Origin of the sequence: Streptomyces sp. NPDC102441 (assembly GCF_044765585.1) — a bacterium.
Lineage (GTDB): Bacteria > Actinomycetota > Actinomycetes > Streptomycetales > Streptomycetaceae > Streptomyces.
This window is the reverse complement of the sequence record NZ_JBIWKH010000017.1, coordinates 47,819-61,925: the sequence shown is the minus strand read 5'-3', so window position 1 is coordinate 61,925 and position 14,107 is coordinate 47,819. Positions and strand designations below refer to the sequence as shown.

Annotated in this window: 18 protein-coding genes; 6 read left to right on the top strand and 12 right to left on the bottom strand. The window is 70.6% G+C overall.

What is annotated here, in order from left to right; genetic code table 11:
* The first annotated feature begins 21 nt into the window (after positions 1–21).
* The gene (locus ACIREO_RS31935; protein ID WP_404116511.1) at positions 22–240 is read left to right on the top strand and encodes a hypothetical protein; all 219 of its coding nucleotides are present in this window, start codon (positions 22–24) and stop codon (positions 238–240) included.
* Positions 241–575: 335 nt separating this feature from the next.
* Here ACIREO_RS31935 and ACIREO_RS31930 read toward each other — a convergent pair whose 3' ends face one another.
* Positions 576–1,424, bottom strand: coding sequence for a transglycosylase family protein (locus ACIREO_RS31930; protein ID WP_404116509.1), 849 nt, complete (start codon positions 1,422–1,424; stop codon positions 576–578).
* A 124-nt stretch (positions 1,425–1,548) separates the two neighbouring features.
* On the opposite strand from ACIREO_RS31930, the gene ACIREO_RS31925 reads away from it, so the two are divergent.
* Positions 1,549–1,914: a PH domain-containing protein gene (locus ACIREO_RS31925; RefSeq protein ID WP_404116507.1), complete on the top strand. Its 366-nt coding sequence runs from the start codon at positions 1,549–1,551 to the stop codon at positions 1,912–1,914.
* A gap of 3 nt (positions 1,915–1,917) precedes the next feature.
* Here ACIREO_RS31925 and ACIREO_RS31920 read toward each other — a convergent pair whose 3' ends face one another.
* Positions 1,918–2,652 (bottom strand): peptidoglycan recognition protein, encoded by a 735-nt coding sequence (locus ACIREO_RS31920; RefSeq protein ID WP_404116505.1) that lies wholly within the window; start codon positions 2,650–2,652, stop codon positions 1,918–1,920.
* A 92-nt stretch (positions 2,653–2,744) separates the two neighbouring features.
* Entirely contained in the window at positions 2,745–3,392 is a 648-nt protein-coding gene (locus ACIREO_RS31915; RefSeq protein WP_404116504.1) for a ScbR family autoregulator-binding transcription factor, read from the bottom strand.
* 106 nt (positions 3,393–3,498) lie between these two features.
* On the opposite strand from ACIREO_RS31915, the gene ACIREO_RS31910 reads away from it, so the two are divergent.
* Positions 3,499–4,410 (top strand): ScbA/BarX family gamma-butyrolactone biosynthesis protein, encoded by a 912-nt coding sequence (locus tag ACIREO_RS31910; protein ID WP_404116503.1) that lies wholly within the window; start codon positions 3,499–3,501, stop codon positions 4,408–4,410.
* Positions 4,411–4,416: 6 nt separating this feature from the next.
* Here ACIREO_RS31910 and ACIREO_RS31905 read toward each other — a convergent pair whose 3' ends face one another.
* Positions 4,417–5,181 carry an SDR family oxidoreductase gene (locus ACIREO_RS31905; protein WP_404116501.1) on the bottom strand — a complete coding sequence of 255 codons (765 nt, stop codon included), beginning with the start codon at positions 5,179–5,181 and terminating at the stop codon, positions 4,417–4,419.
* A gap of 178 nt (positions 5,182–5,359) precedes the next feature.
* Here ACIREO_RS31905 and ACIREO_RS31900 point away from each other — a divergent pair, with 178 nt between their 5' ends.
* Positions 5,360–6,268, top strand: coding sequence for a zinc-binding alcohol dehydrogenase family protein (locus ACIREO_RS31900; protein ID WP_404116499.1), 909 nt, complete (start codon positions 5,360–5,362; stop codon positions 6,266–6,268).
* A 50-nt stretch (positions 6,269–6,318) separates the two neighbouring features.
* Here the strand turns inward: ACIREO_RS31900 and ACIREO_RS31895 are convergent, their stop codons facing one another.
* From ACIREO_RS31895 to ACIREO_RS31875, 5 genes are all read right to left on the bottom strand, one after another.
* Entirely contained in the window at positions 6,319–6,519 is a 201-nt protein-coding gene (locus ACIREO_RS31895; RefSeq protein WP_404116497.1) for a hypothetical protein, read from the bottom strand.
* A 207-nt stretch (positions 6,520–6,726) separates the two neighbouring features.
* Positions 6,727–7,035: an SCO5918 family protein gene (locus ACIREO_RS31890; protein WP_404116495.1), complete on the bottom strand. Its 309-nt coding sequence runs from the start codon at positions 7,033–7,035 to the stop codon at positions 6,727–6,729.
* Between the two features lie 64 nt (positions 7,036–7,099).
* Positions 7,100–8,668 (bottom strand): DEAD/DEAH box helicase, encoded by a 1,569-nt coding sequence (locus ACIREO_RS31885; protein WP_404116493.1) that lies wholly within the window; start codon positions 8,666–8,668, stop codon positions 7,100–7,102.
* A 299-nt stretch (positions 8,669–8,967) separates the two neighbouring features.
* On the bottom strand, positions 8,968–9,171 hold the full coding sequence (locus ACIREO_RS31880; protein WP_031090619.1) for a cold-shock protein: 204 nt from the start codon (positions 9,169–9,171) through the stop codon (positions 8,968–8,970).
* Between the two features lie 305 nt (positions 9,172–9,476).
* The gene (locus ACIREO_RS31875; protein WP_404116491.1) at positions 9,477–9,821 is read right to left on the bottom strand and encodes a MerR family transcriptional regulator; all 345 of its coding nucleotides are present in this window, start codon (positions 9,819–9,821) and stop codon (positions 9,477–9,479) included.
* A 333-nt stretch (positions 9,822–10,154) separates the two neighbouring features.
* Between ACIREO_RS31875 and ACIREO_RS31870 the strand changes: the two genes are divergently transcribed.
* Together ACIREO_RS31870 and ACIREO_RS31865 are read left to right on the top strand one after the other, a co-directional pair.
* Positions 10,155–10,766 carry a hypothetical protein gene (locus ACIREO_RS31870; protein ID WP_404116489.1) on the top strand — a complete coding sequence of 204 codons (612 nt, stop codon included), beginning with the start codon at positions 10,155–10,157 and terminating at the stop codon, positions 10,764–10,766.
* A 79-nt stretch (positions 10,767–10,845) separates the two neighbouring features.
* On the top strand, positions 10,846–11,064 hold the full coding sequence (locus ACIREO_RS31865; protein ID WP_404116487.1) for a hypothetical protein: 219 nt from the start codon (positions 10,846–10,848) through the stop codon (positions 11,062–11,064).
* A gap of 24 nt (positions 11,065–11,088) precedes the next feature.
* Here the strand turns inward: ACIREO_RS31865 and ACIREO_RS31860 are convergent, their stop codons facing one another.
* The 3 genes from ACIREO_RS31860 to ACIREO_RS31850 form a co-directional block, all read right to left on the bottom strand.
* A complete protein-coding gene (locus tag ACIREO_RS31860) occupies positions 11,089–11,502 on the bottom strand; it encodes a hypothetical protein (protein WP_404116485.1) in 414 nt (137 codons plus the stop codon).
* A gap of 51 nt (positions 11,503–11,553) precedes the next feature.
* Entirely contained in the window at positions 11,554–13,269 is a 1,716-nt protein-coding gene (locus ACIREO_RS31855; RefSeq protein ID WP_404116483.1) for a SpoIIE family protein phosphatase, read from the bottom strand.
* Positions 13,270–13,337: 68 nt separating this feature from the next.
* A complete protein-coding gene (locus ACIREO_RS31850; protein ID WP_404116481.1) occupies positions 13,338–14,081 on the bottom strand; it encodes an alpha/beta hydrolase in 744 nt (247 codons plus the stop codon).
* Between the last annotated feature and the right edge of the window lie 26 nt (positions 14,082–14,107).

Genomic DNA, 14,107 nt, shown 5'->3' with positions numbered 1-14,107 from the left:
CTCCGGGGCTACCGTAAAAGCATGGCCAGAACCGAGCGTCAGACCGACCGGCAGGCGGAGTACGTGTGTCCGGCCTGTAAGAAGCCCGTCGCGACCGTGCTGGCGCGGCACAAGACCCTCGGCATCTTCGTCCCGCACTGGGGCGCCGGGCCGTGTCAGAACTCCGAGTGCCACCGGCACGAGGCAGAGGCGGACGAGACGTCCGGCTCCGCCCGGGGCACGGGCTCCGCACGCCGGTGAGGGACGCCCCTCAGGCCCTGGACACGACTGCCCGGCCGACGGGCACGTAGGGGGCGGCATCCGTGTCGGCACCGCCGAACCCGTTCACCGTCACTGTCACCGGCTCCATGTGTGAGACCCACCGCTACGAGCTGGACCCGCGCACGCTCGACGCCCTCGCCGCGCACTTCACGTCCATGACCCATGACGCCTCCTCCGGCCGTGCCGCCCGCCAGGCCTTCCGCCTCAGCAGCACGGCCGCCGGGCTCCTGCACTTTCCGGGGGTGCTGTGTGCTGTTCATCGGCAAGGCCTGCATCCTCACTCCCGAGAGCTGAATCATCGTGGCCGTCACGGGTCAGGCGTTCAGCCGGAGGCGCTGACCGGGGAAGATCAGGTGCGGTCCCTGGTCGAGGACCTCGCGGTTCAGCTCGTACAGCGCGGTCCAGCCACCGGACACGTCCGCACGCTCGGCGATCACCGAGAGGCAGTCGCCGGCCTCGACGACGTACGTCTCCGCGTCGGCAAGGTCCTCCGAGTAGTGCGTCGCTCCGCTGTCGCTGCCGGCGGTGCTGTCGTCGCTGTCGTCGCTGTCGTTCGAGCTGCCGGACGACGTGTTCCCGGACGACGTGTTCCCGGACGACGTGCTGCCGTTGTCCGCCGAGCCGCTGTTCGAACTGCCGGTCGACTGACGCTCGGGGGCCGCCTGCGCCGTGTCACTCCCGTCGACACCGCCGGCGCTGCTTCCACCGCTGGACGAGGAACTCGACGTACCGCTCGCACCGAGGCGCCCACACGTGGGCCAGGCGCCCATTCCCTGCGACCGGGCGACGCGTTCACCGACGGCGATCTGCTCGGGCCTGCTGGCGAGGTCGGCGCGAGGTGCGTACTGCCCGCCGCCGTAGGCCCGCCAGGTGGAGGGGGCGAACTGGAGGCCGCCGTGGTAGCCGTTTCCGGTGTTGGTGTCCCAGCGACCGCTGCTCTCGCACTCGGCGATGCGGTCCCAGTCCGTACCCGCCGTGACGGTCGGCGCGATGACGGCGCGGGCGGGGGCCTGGGCCGGAACGGCCTGGGCGGGAGCCGGGGCCAGGACCTTGGCGGGGGCGTCCGCGACGCTGCGGCCGGCGAGGCCGAGCACGCTCAGGAGGACGAGCAGAAGGGCGAGCACCGATTCGACGGGCCGCTTGGCGAGGGGTGATGCCGGCATGACGGTATTCCTCCGCTGTGCTCCGGAAGGTGTGCAAGGGCACGAACAGATAAGCCGCCGATATTCTTTTCAGTGGGCTTTGACGCGTTCAACGTCCGCACATTCACTCAGGTGGGGGTCTCTCATGGCACTGTTCGGCAATGCGCACACCGTCGACCCGGCGGCCGCACAGCGTGACTACGCACGACTTCTCGGGCAGGGCGAGCAGGTGCACGCCGCGTATCTGCTGATCCGCGACACGATCCTGTTCACCGACCGCAGGCTCGTCCTCATCGACAAGCAGGGGATCACCGGCAAGAAGGTGGAGTACCACTCCGTCCCGTACCGGAGCATCACGCACTTCTCGGTGGAAACGGCGGGACACTTCGACATGGACGCCGAGCTCAAGATCTGGCTCTCCGGCTCCGCCACGCCCATCCAGAAGACGTTCACCAAGGGCGTCGACATCTACGAGGTGCAGGCGGTCCTCACCCAGTACGTCGCGCGGTAGGCCCTACTGCTTACGGTTCCGGAGCCGGGCCATCTCGGCGCGGATGGCGGGCAGTTGGGCATAGAGCGCCTCGCCGGGGCAGTACGTCTGGTAGGTGTCGCGGTGACCGGCCACCGCGTGGAGGTAGACCACCTCACCGCGCCGGTACAGGCTGTCGCCGTTCGTCGAGACCATCCGCACGATGCCCCGCGGGTCGACGGCCCGGTCCAGCTTCCACGCGCCCACCTTCGCGATCCCCTCGATGAGCGCCTTCGGCACCGGAACGCCGGGGTCGAAGGTGCCGAGAGCCGCGATCCCCACGCTGTGGGCGTTGAATCCGGTGGCGTGGGCACCGCGCACGGAGCGTCCGACACCGCCCGCCCTGCCCTCGTAGACGGTCCCGCAGCGGTCGACCACGAAGTTGTAGCCGATGTCGTCCCAGCCCTCGCCCCGGACGTGCATCTCCTCCATCGCCCGCAGCATCCTGGGGGCGTCGGCACAGTCGTAGTTGTTGGTGTGCCCGGTGTGGTGGACGAAGACGGCCTTCACCGTCCCCGTGTACACCGCGTCCTCCTTCACCATGCTCTCGTCCGCGTGCCACTCGGCCCGGCTGACGATCCTGGGCCGCGGGGCGGCGGGCGGCGTCGCCGGCTTCGCGGTGGTCCGCTCAGGCGCGGCGAGCCGTACCGGCGCGTCCCGGAGCACCAGGAACGCCAGCGGCACGACCATGGCGCACACGGCGGTTCGGCGAAGCCACATAGAGCCACCATGCGGGCTGACCAGCCACGTCGCAGGTGCCCACACCCGATCGGGTGAGCTCTGGGACGCGGTCCGCGGCACCGCCCGGGCGGTCAGGAAACGGGGACCGCCTGCTGCTGCTGCTCGATGATGCGTGCCGCGCGGTGCGGGGAGGTGTCGAGCCTGGCCAGCACACCCGGGACCGCGTTGTTGGGCAGGATGAGCTCGAAAAGCGCAGATATCTCGGCGACCAGGTCCGGGGGCTCGGCCATGGACTCCGTCACCAGCTGCACCCCGGTCCATGCCCCGACGACCAGCCGGGATGTGGCCTCCGGATCGACGTGCGGAAGAAGCTCGCCGCGCTCCTTGGCCTCGGTCAGCATCTCTGTCCCGAGAACGATCCAGTCCGGCCATCGGGTGCCGAAGAGCCCACGCGCACGCGGGTCCACGGACAGCCGGATCGAGGCGCTGAGCAAGGGTTCCCGGGGCAGCCGGTAGGCGAGCAGGAGCGCCATGTCCACCCACTCCTGCAGCTTGAAGGTCTGCGGGGTGACCCCCTCCGCCGTCACGGCCTCCAGGAGGACGCCACGGGCCAGCTCCTCCTTCGACGTGAAGTGGAAGTAGAGGGCGCCCCGCGTGAGACCTGCCCGGTCGAGGATCGCGGCGATGGTGGCGGCGTCGTAGCCGTGCTCGTCGAAGACCTCGGCGGCCGCCTCCAGGAAGATTCGGCGCGTGCGGATCGCCCGTTGCTGTCGTGCCAACTCGCACTCCCCTTTGAACGTTGCAAGATGCTACTTCAAAAAGTACCGGTGAGCCGGTATCATATCAGCGCCGTAAGACCCATTTTGCGCCATGTCCGGGAGGACCGTGCCCGACATACCCACTGTTCAGTGCCCGCCGCTCCCCGCGGCTGAGGGGCGGGACGGCATCCGCGACGAGTTCGTCCACCTCGGACGTTCCGACATGGTCCTCCTCACGTCCTGGCGGCGCAGGGAAGATGGCGAATTCTCGCTGTCCGCGACATGGCCGGCCCCGCCTGCCGGCCTTGCTTACGACCCGCGGATGCTCACACAGACCGTCCGGCAGAGCGGCCTGACCATCGCGCACGCCGCGTACGGCGCACCCCTCTCCGATCACACCTTGCTGAACTACTTCGACTTCACCGTCGCTCCCGGGTTCGAGGTGCCGTCCGGTGGGCCCTGCGACCTCGCTGTCGAGGTCACAGTCAAGGGAACCAAGGAGCGGGGAAGAAAGGTCACTTCACTCGACATGGAGTTCCGCGTCCTCCAGGGTGGCAGCGTGGTGGTCCGCGCGGACTCCGAGTTCGGCTGGCTCTCCACGCGCGTGTACCGACGGCTTCGCGGCGAACACTTCACCGTCGACTGGAACACATGGCCGCTGCCCGCTCCGGTCGATCCCCGCACCGTGGGCCGGGACGCCCCGGCCGACGTGGTCCTGGCAGCCGGAGACCGCCCCGGGCGCTGGCAGTTGCGCAACGACGTGGACAACGTCGTGCTGTACGACCACCCCGTCGACCACGTCCCGGGGCTTGCCCTGATGGAGGCTGCCGACCAGGCCGCACGCGGGGCCCTTCACCCTGCGCGCTTCGAACCGACCGCCGTCACCAGCACGTTCGAGCGGTACGCCGAGTTCGACCGCCCCTGCTGGATCGCCGCCGAGATTCTGCCCGCCGCCCCCGGAGAGACCTCGGTACTGGTCACGGCGGCACAGGACGGAGAAACCGTCTTTCGGAGCCGGCTGACCGGCCCCTGCGGCTGACGCGGCTCACTGGTTGACGAAGCCGCCGTCCACCGGCAGCACCGTGCCCGTGAGGAAGGGACAGCGGTCGCTGAGCAGCCAGGCGGCCGCGTTGGCGATCTCTTCAGGGTCGGCCGTACGCCCTTGCGGCGTACGGCCGTTGACCATCTCCTCCAGGCCCGGGTTACGTCCGAACCAGTCGGCCGTGATCTCGCTCCGGGTGGTTCCGGGCGCCACCGCGTTGACCCTGATGCCCTGTTGGGCGTACTCGTCCGCGGCTGCCCTGGTGAGGCCGACGACGGCGTGCTTGGCCGCTATGTAGGGCGCGGCCGTCGGTATGGCCACCAGGCCGCCCACGCTGCTGTTGTTCACGATGGAACAGCCCCTGGTGTTCGGGAGCATGGCCGCGATCTCATGGCGCAGACAGTTCCACACGCCCCGCACATTGGCGTCCATGACCGCGTCGTAGACGTCATCACCCATGAGGTGCAGGGGAGTTCGGTCGCCGCCGAGGCCCGCGTTGTTGAAGGCCGAGTCCAGACGGCCGTAGGTGTCGACCGTGAAGCCGACGGCACGCGCGACGTCCTCCGCCACCGTCACATCACAGACCACGTACGAGGCTCGGGCTCCCTTGTCCTTCAATTCGGCTGTCAGAGAGGCCAGTCGGTCCTCCCTGCGCGCGGCCAGGACGACCGTCGCGCCTTCCGCGGCGAACACGCGTGCCGCCGCCGCACCGATACCGCTGCTCGCCCCGGTGATCAGGACGACTCTGTCGTGAAGAAGATCGCTCATGGGCCGAAGTCTGGCAGGCGCCCCGGGCCACAGCCATGGCCGTACCCGCGGACCTCGCCCCGCAGGGGAACGACCATAACCGACTGATTATCCCGTTTTCGCCCCGCCTCCCACCGTATTCCGACAGCGGTCCAGGGGAACTCCGGCCCGCCCGGCGGGCCTCGCGGTACTCTGCGGCATGCTCGCCATCCAGTTCGACCGCTTCGGCGGTCCCGAGGTGCTCCGTCCCGTGGAGCTGGCCTCTCCCGTGCCCGGTCCGGGAGAGCTGCTCCTCACCGTCGAGGCCGCCGGGGTGAACTTCGCGGACACCCACCAGGTGGACGGCTCCTACCTCGGCGCCGATGCCCTGCCGTACGTCCCCGGCAGTGAGGTCGTGGGCCGCACCCCGGACGGCCGGCGGGTGCTGGCACGGGTCTCGCACGGGTACGCGGAGCAGGTGACCGCCAAGGAGTCGGGCGTCGTGGAGATCCCCGAGGACCTGGGCGCGGCCCAGGCCCTCGCCCTCATGATGCAGGGCCTGACGGCCTGGCACCTGTTGCGGTCCGCGGCCCGGCTGCGCAGCGGCGAGAGCGTCGTCGTGCACTCCGCCGCGGGCGGCGTCGGCAGCCTCGCCGTCCAGCTGGCCAGGGAGTTCGGAGCCGGCCGGGTGCTCGCCCAGGCCTCCACCCCGGACAAGGAGCGGCTCGCCCTGGACCTCGGGGCCGACGCGGTGGTCTCCTACCCCCTCGCGGAGAAGGCGGACATCGTCCTGGACGCCGTGGGAGGGCAGCTCTTCGACCAGGCGCTGGACTCCCTGGCGTCCTTCGGCCGGCTGGTGACCTACGGCAACGCCGCCCGTGGCGGCTTCACCCCCGTCGACCCGGCCCGGCTGGGCCGCCTCAACGCCTCCGTCGTCGGATTCTGGCTGCGTCCAGCGCTCGCGGCTCCGGGCGGGGTCAGCGGCCCGCTCAAGGAGCTCTTCGCCCTGGTCGCAGAGGGCCGCCTCAGGCCCGTGACCGGCCCCAGCTATCCGCTGGCCGACGCCCGGCGCGCCCATGAGGACCTGCTCGCCCGCCGGACCACCGGAAAGCTGATCCTCACCACCTGAGCGGACGGACCCGGGGCGATGCCGGGTCCCACGCTCCCCGGGACTGCCGCTCAGCCGGTGACGTGCGTCGTGCCCAGGACCGTGGCGTGCTCCAGGACGTCCTCCAGCGGATCGTCGATCTGGCCCGTCACGATCAGCGCCACCTGCGGCGCGTTGTGCGAATCGGTGTGGGTCTCGTCGGCCTGGGCCGCTCCGGCCGGAAGCAAGGACGCCAGTACGGCCGCCCCGAGCCCCGTCAGTGTGCTCTTCATGTCGTCTCGTCCCCTCACCTGCATTCCGGGCACCACCGCAACGATCTTCCAGGCGGGAGCGGGGACGCGGACACGGACACGAGCCGTGGGCGGAGGACTGTTACAGACGTTCCCGGCATCGGCGGACGGCCGGCGGGCGCCAGGACGCACCGCACCCCCGGGCCCGGGGGCCTCGGGGGTGCGGTGGCGGGACGGAGGAGCGGCGGCTCAGACCTCGCCGGGCGTGCCGAGCATGGCGGACGCGTTCTCCAGCGGGGTGAGGGGCGCCGCGGGCGCGGGCACCTCCGCCGGGCGGCAGGTGAAGCCGAGACGCGACAGCGCCCTGGTCACCTCGCCGGCACTGAAGTCCCGGCGGTCCTGCCGGGTGATGATCTCGCCGACCTGCTTGACGGGGTAGACCCGGCGGCTGATGACCACCGCGTCACCCGTGACGGGCTCGGGCTTGACGCCCTTCATCAAGTCCTCCACCTCGTTCTTGAAGAAGTCGAAGGGGAAACGGGCGATGACGCAGCGCATGTTGCCTCAACAGGGGTGGTCGTGGGAAAGCCGGACAGGGTCGGCCGGGCTTCCGGCCGGATGACTACGCGGCCTTGTTGGACCGGCGCTGCGACGCTGCGGCACGCGCCTGCGGCGTCGCCGTGTTGGCGTTGGAGCGGCGCCCCTGGCCGGGACGCGCACCGCGCCGGCCGCGGGGACCCGAGCTGTTGCCCTTGCCGCGCTCCGACATCGGCGAGGTGATCGTCACGGGCACACCCGACGGTGCCTGGGCCCCGGTGATGCGGTTGAGCTCGGCCTCACCGGAGCGGACCTGGGCGACCTGCGGCGTGATGCCGGCGTCGGCCATCAGGCGGGTCATCTCGCGGCGCTGGTTGGGCAGCACGAGGGTGACGACGCTGCCGGACTCCCCGGCGCGCGCGGTACGCCCGCCACGGTGCAGGTAGTCCTTGTGGTCGCTCGGCGGGTCCACGTTGACGACCAGGTCGAGGTTGTCGACGTGGATGCCGCGGGCGGCGACGTTCGTGGCGACCAGCACCGTGACATGGCCGGTCTTGAACCGGTCCAGGGTGCGGGTGCGCTGTGGCTGCGACTTGCCGCCGTGCAGCGCGGCCGCCCGCACACCGCTGTGCAGCAGGTGGTCGGTGAGCTTGTCCACCGCGTGCTTGGTGTCCAGGAACATGAGCACCCGGCCCTCACGTGCGGCGATCTCGGTGGTCGTCGCGTACTTGTCGGCGCCCTGGACGTAGAGCACATGGTGTTCCATCGTCGTCACGGCGCCGGCCGCGGGGTCCACCGAGTGGACGACCGGGTCGTGCAGGTAGCGGCGGACCAGCAGGTCCACGTTGCGGTCCAGCGTGGCCGAGAACAGCATCCGCTGGCCTTCGGCGTTCACCTGGTCCAGCAGCTCCGTGACCTGGGGCATGAAGCCCATGTCGGCCATCTGGTCGGCCTCGTCGAGGACGGTGATGGCGACACGGTCCAGCCGGCAGTCGCCGCGCTCGATGAGGTCCTTGAGACGGCCCGGGGTGGCGACCACGACTTCGGCGCCGCCGCGCAGCGCGCTGGCCTGGCGGCCGATCGACATACCGCCGACGACCGTGGCCAGCCTGAGCTTGAGGGACCGGGCGTACGGGGTGAGCGCGTCGGTGACCTGCTGGGCCAGTTCCCGGGTGGGGACGAGCACCAGGGCCAGCGGACGGCGCGCGTCGGCACGGTTGCCCGCGGTGCGGGCGAGCAGGGCCAGCCCGAAGGCGAGCGTCTTGCCCGATCCGGTGCGGCCTCGGCCCAGGACGTCACGTCCGGCGAGCGAGTTCGGCAGGGTGGCCGCCTGGATGGGGAACGGCACGGACATGCCCTCGGACACCAGCGCCGCCAGAAGGGGCGCGGGCATGTCCAGGTCCCCGAAGGACTCGGCGGCGGGGAGGGCGGGGGTGATGGTCACCGGCAGGGCGAACTCACCCGAGACGGAGGAGGAGCGGCGGCCGTAGCCACCGGAGCGCTTCGGTCCGCCGGAGCGGCCCCCTGCTCCCGGGGCTCCCTGCCGGCCGGATCCCGCCGAGCGGAACCCGTTGGCGGTGCGGCTGCCGGCGGATCCACCGGAACGTGTCCTGGAAAATCGGTCGTTCGTGCGAGCTGTGCGATCGCGGTTCAATGGAGAACCCTTCCCTCGAATGGCACGTATCGAGGGATTCTTTCCGGGCGGCTGCAGCCATGTACGGCGCCAAGAATCGCAAGAACGAGCCGGTGAAATAACGAAAAACGAAGTCCGTCCGGCGGATGAACCAGCCGGATTCAGCACTCCATATGACTGCAGATAATCGCCGCGCCTGACTCGCGCCCACCGGGAATCACTCCATCGGTGCGCCGGTCTCGGCGACGGCCGGGAAAACGCAACGAGCTGGGGCCCGCACCCCAAGGTGCGGGCCCCAGCTGCGCCGTACGCCTGAGTGATCAGGCGGGGGTGATGTTCTCCGCCTGCGGGCCCTTCTGGCCCTGCGTGACGTCGAAGTTCACCTTCTGGCCTTCCTGCAGCTCGCGGAAGCCCTGGGCGGCGATGTTCGAGTAGTGGGCGAAGACGTCAGCGCCGCCACCCTCCTGCTCGATGAAACCGAAACCCTTTTCCGCGTTGAACCACTTCACGGTGCCAGTAGCCATGTCATATCTCCTTCGGGGCGTTGCCCGTGGACTCACACTGTGTGAGTCCTACGTCGCCGCAAATGATTGCCCCGACCGGAAAAAACCGGAAATACAAAAGTGCGCCCACCGGAGTGAAAACGGTGAGTGCACTTGAAGTTTTGGGAACCACAACTGCAACTGAGATCAACAGTAGCACGATTCGGTCACAAGCGAGCTGTACGCCATATCACTACGGCGTCGCTCCACCGAGCAGGGTATAAACTCTCACCGCTCATTGCGCGTATTTCTGTGCCGACCGAACCAGATATACACCCGCGTGCCGGTCAGGAATCGACGCCGCCCCGGCCGGCCGCGGGCCGCCGCAGTTGCTCGTTGAGGCGCAGGGCCTCCTCGAGCTGGTCCTCCAGGATGACGATGCGGCAGGCAGCCTCGACCGGCGTGCCGCCGTCCACCAGCTCACGGGCCCGGGCCGCGATACGCAGCTGATAGCGCGAGTAGCGGCGGTGCCCGCCCTCGGAGCGCAGCGGCGTGATCAAACGGGCTTCGCCGATGGCCCTGAGGAAGCCGGGCGTCGCACCGATCATCTCGGCGGCGCGCCCCATCGTGTACGCGGGGTAGTCGTCGTCGTCGAGACGGTCCGTGGTGTGCGACGGGGACTCCGGGGGCATCTGCACCTCTTCTGCTGCGCGCCGGTCCACCGATGTGACCTGGCTGCACAAGAAAGCCTAGGCGTCGGGGTAGGCCATGTCTATTGTGGCTGGAACAGGTTTCCTCCTTCCTCGGCGCCCTCGCGCGTGACCACGGTCCGGAAGGGCGGCCGGCGGGAGCCCTCCGTAGCCGTCCGAACACCCCAACGAGGCTGACCGACCGGTCAGTTGTCGGCAGCCCGGTGAACGGTCATACTGCACGGGTAGCCCTTCACGCATCCCCCGTCGTGAAGGGCTACTTCACGCGCGGCGGCCGGTATCCGCGCGACCCGCGCGATCCGGAGCAGACACGGCATGAGCGGCACGGACACGGACGCGACGGCGGCCCGCAGGAACATGATCACCAGGGTCGCCCGCACGGTGACGGACGTCCTGCAGCCCCGCAACGTACTGCTCGCCGGCATGCTCGCCGTCGGACTGGCCACTGCCGGTGACTGGACCGGACTCCTCTGGGGCTTCCTCGGCGCTCTCTGTGCCGGTCTCGTCCCCGCCGGCTACATCGAGTGGGAGCGCGGGCGCGGCACCTGGGGCGACCGCCATGTAGTGGACAGGACCCAGCGGGCGCCCATCTTCCTGGTGATCCTGGGTTCCGTCGGCACCGGCGCACTGATCATGGTTCTGGGCCATGCCCCTCAAGGCATCCTGATCGCGATGATCTCCCTGTGGGTCATGACGACGGTGCTCCTGGCGGTCAACACGGTCTGGAAGATCTCGGTCGACTCGGCTGTCGCGTCGGCCGTGGTGGCGCTTCTCAGCGTCACGCACTCCCTGTGGTGGCTGTGCGCGGGCGTTCCGGCCCTCGCCGTGTGCTGGTCGCGGGTGGCACTGCGCTACCACTCGGTGGCCCAGACGGTGGCGGGGGCGGCTGCCGGCGCGGCGACGGCGGCCGCCTTCCTCTTCGCCTGAGGCCCCGATTGCGGACCTGCCCGGAAGCCGGTTACGTGGACGGAGGGGCCGCGCAGCGATGTCACCAGGAGGCACGCAGATGCCCAGGAAACCCGCGAACTCCAAGGTCGGCCTGCTTCTGAGCCTGGGCAGCAGCGCCATCGCCGTCGTCCGCACCGTCAAGCAGCTGCGCCGGGCTAGAGGCACCCGGTCCAAGCTGGCCACCGCGAACACCGTGGCGGGACTTCTGCCCATGGTCACGTCCGCCCTGCTCATCCTGCGCCGGCTGCGCGGGCGCTCCCGGCAGCACGCCGGGTGAGCGAACCCGGCCCGCGCCCTCCGCTCAGGCCGCCCCGGTCCGCGCACCCGTGCGTATCCGGCCCCGCAGCCTCTCCAGCACCCGGGCGCTCAGCAGCTCGTACTCCTCGCGGAGCCGGACGATCTCCGCAGGACGCTCGACGGCCACGCCCCCGGACACGATCTCGTGCGGGGCGAACTGCTCCCGCGTCAGATCGATCTCCACGCCCATGCCCAGCCTGTTCCACCAGTGGTAGTCGACGCGCTCGCCGTCGACCCGCACCTCGCCCCGGATCAACTCGCCGCCCAGCAGGTCGTTGACCACGAGAGCGGTGACCCCGCACTGGTCCCGGGCCGGATTCCCCGGATTCCAGTGCGCCCGGTGCACGGGTGTGGTCGTGGCCGCGTCCCAGCTGCTGCGGATGGCGGCTTCGATGTCGGTGAGGAGCAGAGGTCCCATGCCCTGGATCCTCGCACCCGCCACTGACAACGCCCCGCCCACGCGGAGCGTTCAGTAGCCCCGGCTCCGCGAGACGAGCACCGCGATGTCGTCCTCTGCCGTGTCCGCGTACCGGTCCACGACCTCGGACAGCAGGTCCTCGAGCCGTCCGCTCACCGGGACCCTCAGCCGGGTGAGCCGCTCGATCGACACGTCGATGTCCTCGCCCCGGCGCTCCACCAGGCCGTCGGTGTACATGAACAGCACCGTCCCGGGACCGCACGGCAGCACCGATGTCCGGTATCCGCCGAAGCCCGTACCCAGCGGTGGTCCCACGGGGATGCGCGCCACCCGCGCCCCGGCCGCTCCCGGGTCGATGAAGACCGGCGGCGGGTGTCCCGCGCTGGCCACCTCGCAGACCCCCTCCTTCCGGTCGACGACCGCGATCAGGCAGGTCGCCGCCCGGTCGAGGCCGGACTGCTCCACGGCCTTGTCGAGCCGTTCGAGGACGCGGTGCGGCGGCTGGTCGTCCTCGGCCATGATGCGCAGCATCGAGCGGTAGTTACTCATGGCGACGGCGGCCTCCACCCCGTGCCCCATCACATCGCCCATCACCTTGAGATGCCGTCCCCCCTTGAGCGGAATGGCGTCGAACCAGTCCCCGCCCACCAGCGCACCCGCGCCCGCGGGGAGGTAGAGGGACGCGATCTCGATACCCGGGTTCGGGCCCCGGGGCTCGGAGAGCAGGGAGCGCTGGAGCTCCCGGGCGACACGGTGCTCGCGCGTGTAGCGGTAGGCGTGGTCCACATCGACGGCCGCGCGGCCCGCGAGCGTACGGGCGACGACCACGTCCACCCCCTCCGTGAAGGGAGGCGAGTCCCCGGCGCGCACCAGGCTGAGCGCTCCCAGGGGACGCCCGCGTGCGGTGAGCGGCACGACGACGGCCGAGTGCAGACCGACGGCGCGGTAGGCGGCGACCCGTTCGGACGTGGGTCCCACGCGGCCGAGGCCTTCGCCGCCGACGAGGTTCTCGACCACCGGCCGGTCGGCGGCCAGGCAGCGCGCCACGGCCGCGTCCTCCTGGTAGTCGATGTCCGCACCCGTCCCGCCGAACTGGGCGAGGGCGTCGGCGAGTTCCGGGGTCGTGGCGACGCCGGCCCGCCGCAGCCGCAGCACTCCGGCCGGCAGCTCACGCCGGGGGTGCCCGCTCTCCTGCGGAATCATCTCGACGACGGCGACGTCGGCCATCTCGGGCACCACGAACTCTGCGAGTTCCTGGCAGGTGGTCTCCACATCCAGCGTCGTACCGATGCGGGCTGCCGCGTTGTCCAGGAGCGTCAGATAGCTCCTGGCCCGCCGCAGCTCCTCCCGCTGGTCCCGGGTGGCGGTGACCTCCTGGGCGATCCCGATCAGCCCGCGCACCCGTCCGTTCTCCTCGAAGCGGTGGAGGGCCACCCGCCAGTACCGCCGCTCGATGACGGAGTCCACCCAGGTCTGCCCGCTGGTGGTGATCTCACGGGGCCGGCCGTCGGCCAGCACCTGGCGCATGACGTCCGTCCTGACGTCCATGTCCGGCAGCACCTCGGAGACGGACCTGCCCAGATGCGCTGCGGCCGGCACACCGTTGAGCCGTTCGAGTGACGGGTTCACGTACACATAACGCAGCCCGGTGTCGAAGACCGCCACCCCTGCCGGGCTGTTGCCGATCAGCGCGGCCAACGCTGTCGCGTCGAAGCGCGACGTACGGGCGTGCTCTTCGGCCTGCAACGGAGCCTCCGGAGGGATCATGCCTGGCGGATGCGGAGCGGTCGGCCCTCACGGGCCGCCCAGGGCCTTCGGCCCGAGCACCCGGTCCCTCATCGTCTGCCGCCCCGCACCGTCCCGCATCTCCGCAGGCCCGGCGCACCGGCGTCGAGTCCGTCCAGCGACAGGGTCCCCTCCGAGGCCGCGGCCCCCCGCGGCAGTCCGAAGGCCGCCTCGACCCGGCTCGGCACCGGTGCCAGCCCCAGCAGCCCGGTCACCAGCAGGCCCGCCAGGTGGTGCCAGGCGGGAGCCCGGCGGATCATCGCGTGGTCGCTGCCCGGGATCGTCACCAGGCAGGTCCGGGCACCCGCCCTGCGTGCTCTTGCCGTGAGCGACTGGGACGCGAGGGGGCTCGTCACCCGGTCCCGTGTGCTGTGCAGCAGGACGACGTCGCGCCCCGCGAGCTGCGTCACCGGGTCGCCGGGCGGACACCACGGGGCGAGGCCCACCACCGCGCGGACCAGCGGGTGCCCTGCGGCGTGGAGGGCGGCACGGGCTCCCATGGAGTGGCCGAGAAGGACCACGGGGATGTCGCCCGCCTCGCGGCGCAGCGCGTCCAGCACCCGTAGGGCGTCGTGCAGCGGGTCCTCGCGGGAGCCGTTCCAGCCACGGTGTGTGTAGCGGACCCGGCGCACGCGCACCCCGGGGTCACCGCTCACCGCGCGGGCCACCACACGCGAGACCGGCAGCATCCGCATGCCGGGCAGGTTCAGGGCGCCCGGAGCCGGCGCCGCCATGCCCGTCTCGTAGCCGCCGTGGAGGATGAGCACCGCTGCCGACGGGGGTCTTTCGGCCACACGTACCTCCAGATCGGTGCGGGGCC

Excerpts from the sequence above, each read along its gene's own strand:
- ACIREO_RS31935 (WP_404116511.1), top strand. The coding sequence starts at position 22 with ATGGCCAGAACCGAGCGTCAGACCGACCGGCAGGCGGAGTACGTGTGT.
- ACIREO_RS31930 (WP_404116509.1), bottom strand. The coding sequence starts at position 1,424 with ATGCCGGCATCACCCCTCGCCAAGCGGCCCGTCGAATCGGTGCTCGCC.
- ACIREO_RS31925 (WP_404116507.1), top strand. The coding sequence starts at position 1,549 with ATGGCACTGTTCGGCAATGCGCACACCGTCGACCCGGCGGCCGCACAG.
- ACIREO_RS31920 (WP_404116505.1), bottom strand. The coding sequence starts at position 2,652 with ATGTGGCTTCGCCGAACCGCCGTGTGCGCCATGGTCGTGCCGCTGGCG.
- ACIREO_RS31905 (WP_404116501.1), bottom strand. The coding sequence starts at position 5,181 with ATGAGCGATCTTCTTCACGACAGAGTCGTCCTGATCACCGGGGCGAGC.
- ACIREO_RS31900 (WP_404116499.1), top strand. The coding sequence starts at position 5,360 with ATGCTCGCCATCCAGTTCGACCGCTTCGGCGGTCCCGAGGTGCTCCGT.
- ACIREO_RS31895 (WP_404116497.1), bottom strand. The coding sequence starts at position 6,519 with ATGAAGAGCACACTGACGGGGCTCGGGGCGGCCGTACTGGCGTCCTTG.
- ACIREO_RS31890 (WP_404116495.1), bottom strand. The coding sequence starts at position 7,035 with ATGCGCTGCGTCATCGCCCGTTTCCCCTTCGACTTCTTCAAGAACGAG.
- ACIREO_RS31880 (WP_031090619.1), bottom strand. The coding sequence starts at position 9,171 with ATGGCTACTGGCACCGTGAAGTGGTTCAACGCGGAAAAGGGTTTCGGT.
- ACIREO_RS31875 (WP_404116491.1), bottom strand. The coding sequence starts at position 9,821 with ATGCCCCCGGAGTCCCCGTCGCACACCACGGACCGTCTCGACGACGAC.
- ACIREO_RS31870 (WP_404116489.1), top strand. The coding sequence starts at position 10,155 with ATGAGCGGCACGGACACGGACGCGACGGCGGCCCGCAGGAACATGATC.
- ACIREO_RS31865 (WP_404116487.1), top strand. The coding sequence starts at position 10,846 with ATGCCCAGGAAACCCGCGAACTCCAAGGTCGGCCTGCTTCTGAGCCTG.
- ACIREO_RS31860 (WP_404116485.1), bottom strand. The coding sequence starts at position 11,502 with ATGGGACCTCTGCTCCTCACCGACATCGAAGCCGCCATCCGCAGCAGC.
- ACIREO_RS31855 (WP_404116483.1), bottom strand. The coding sequence starts at position 13,269 with ATGATCCCTCCGGAGGCTCCGTTGCAGGCCGAAGAGCACGCCCGTACG.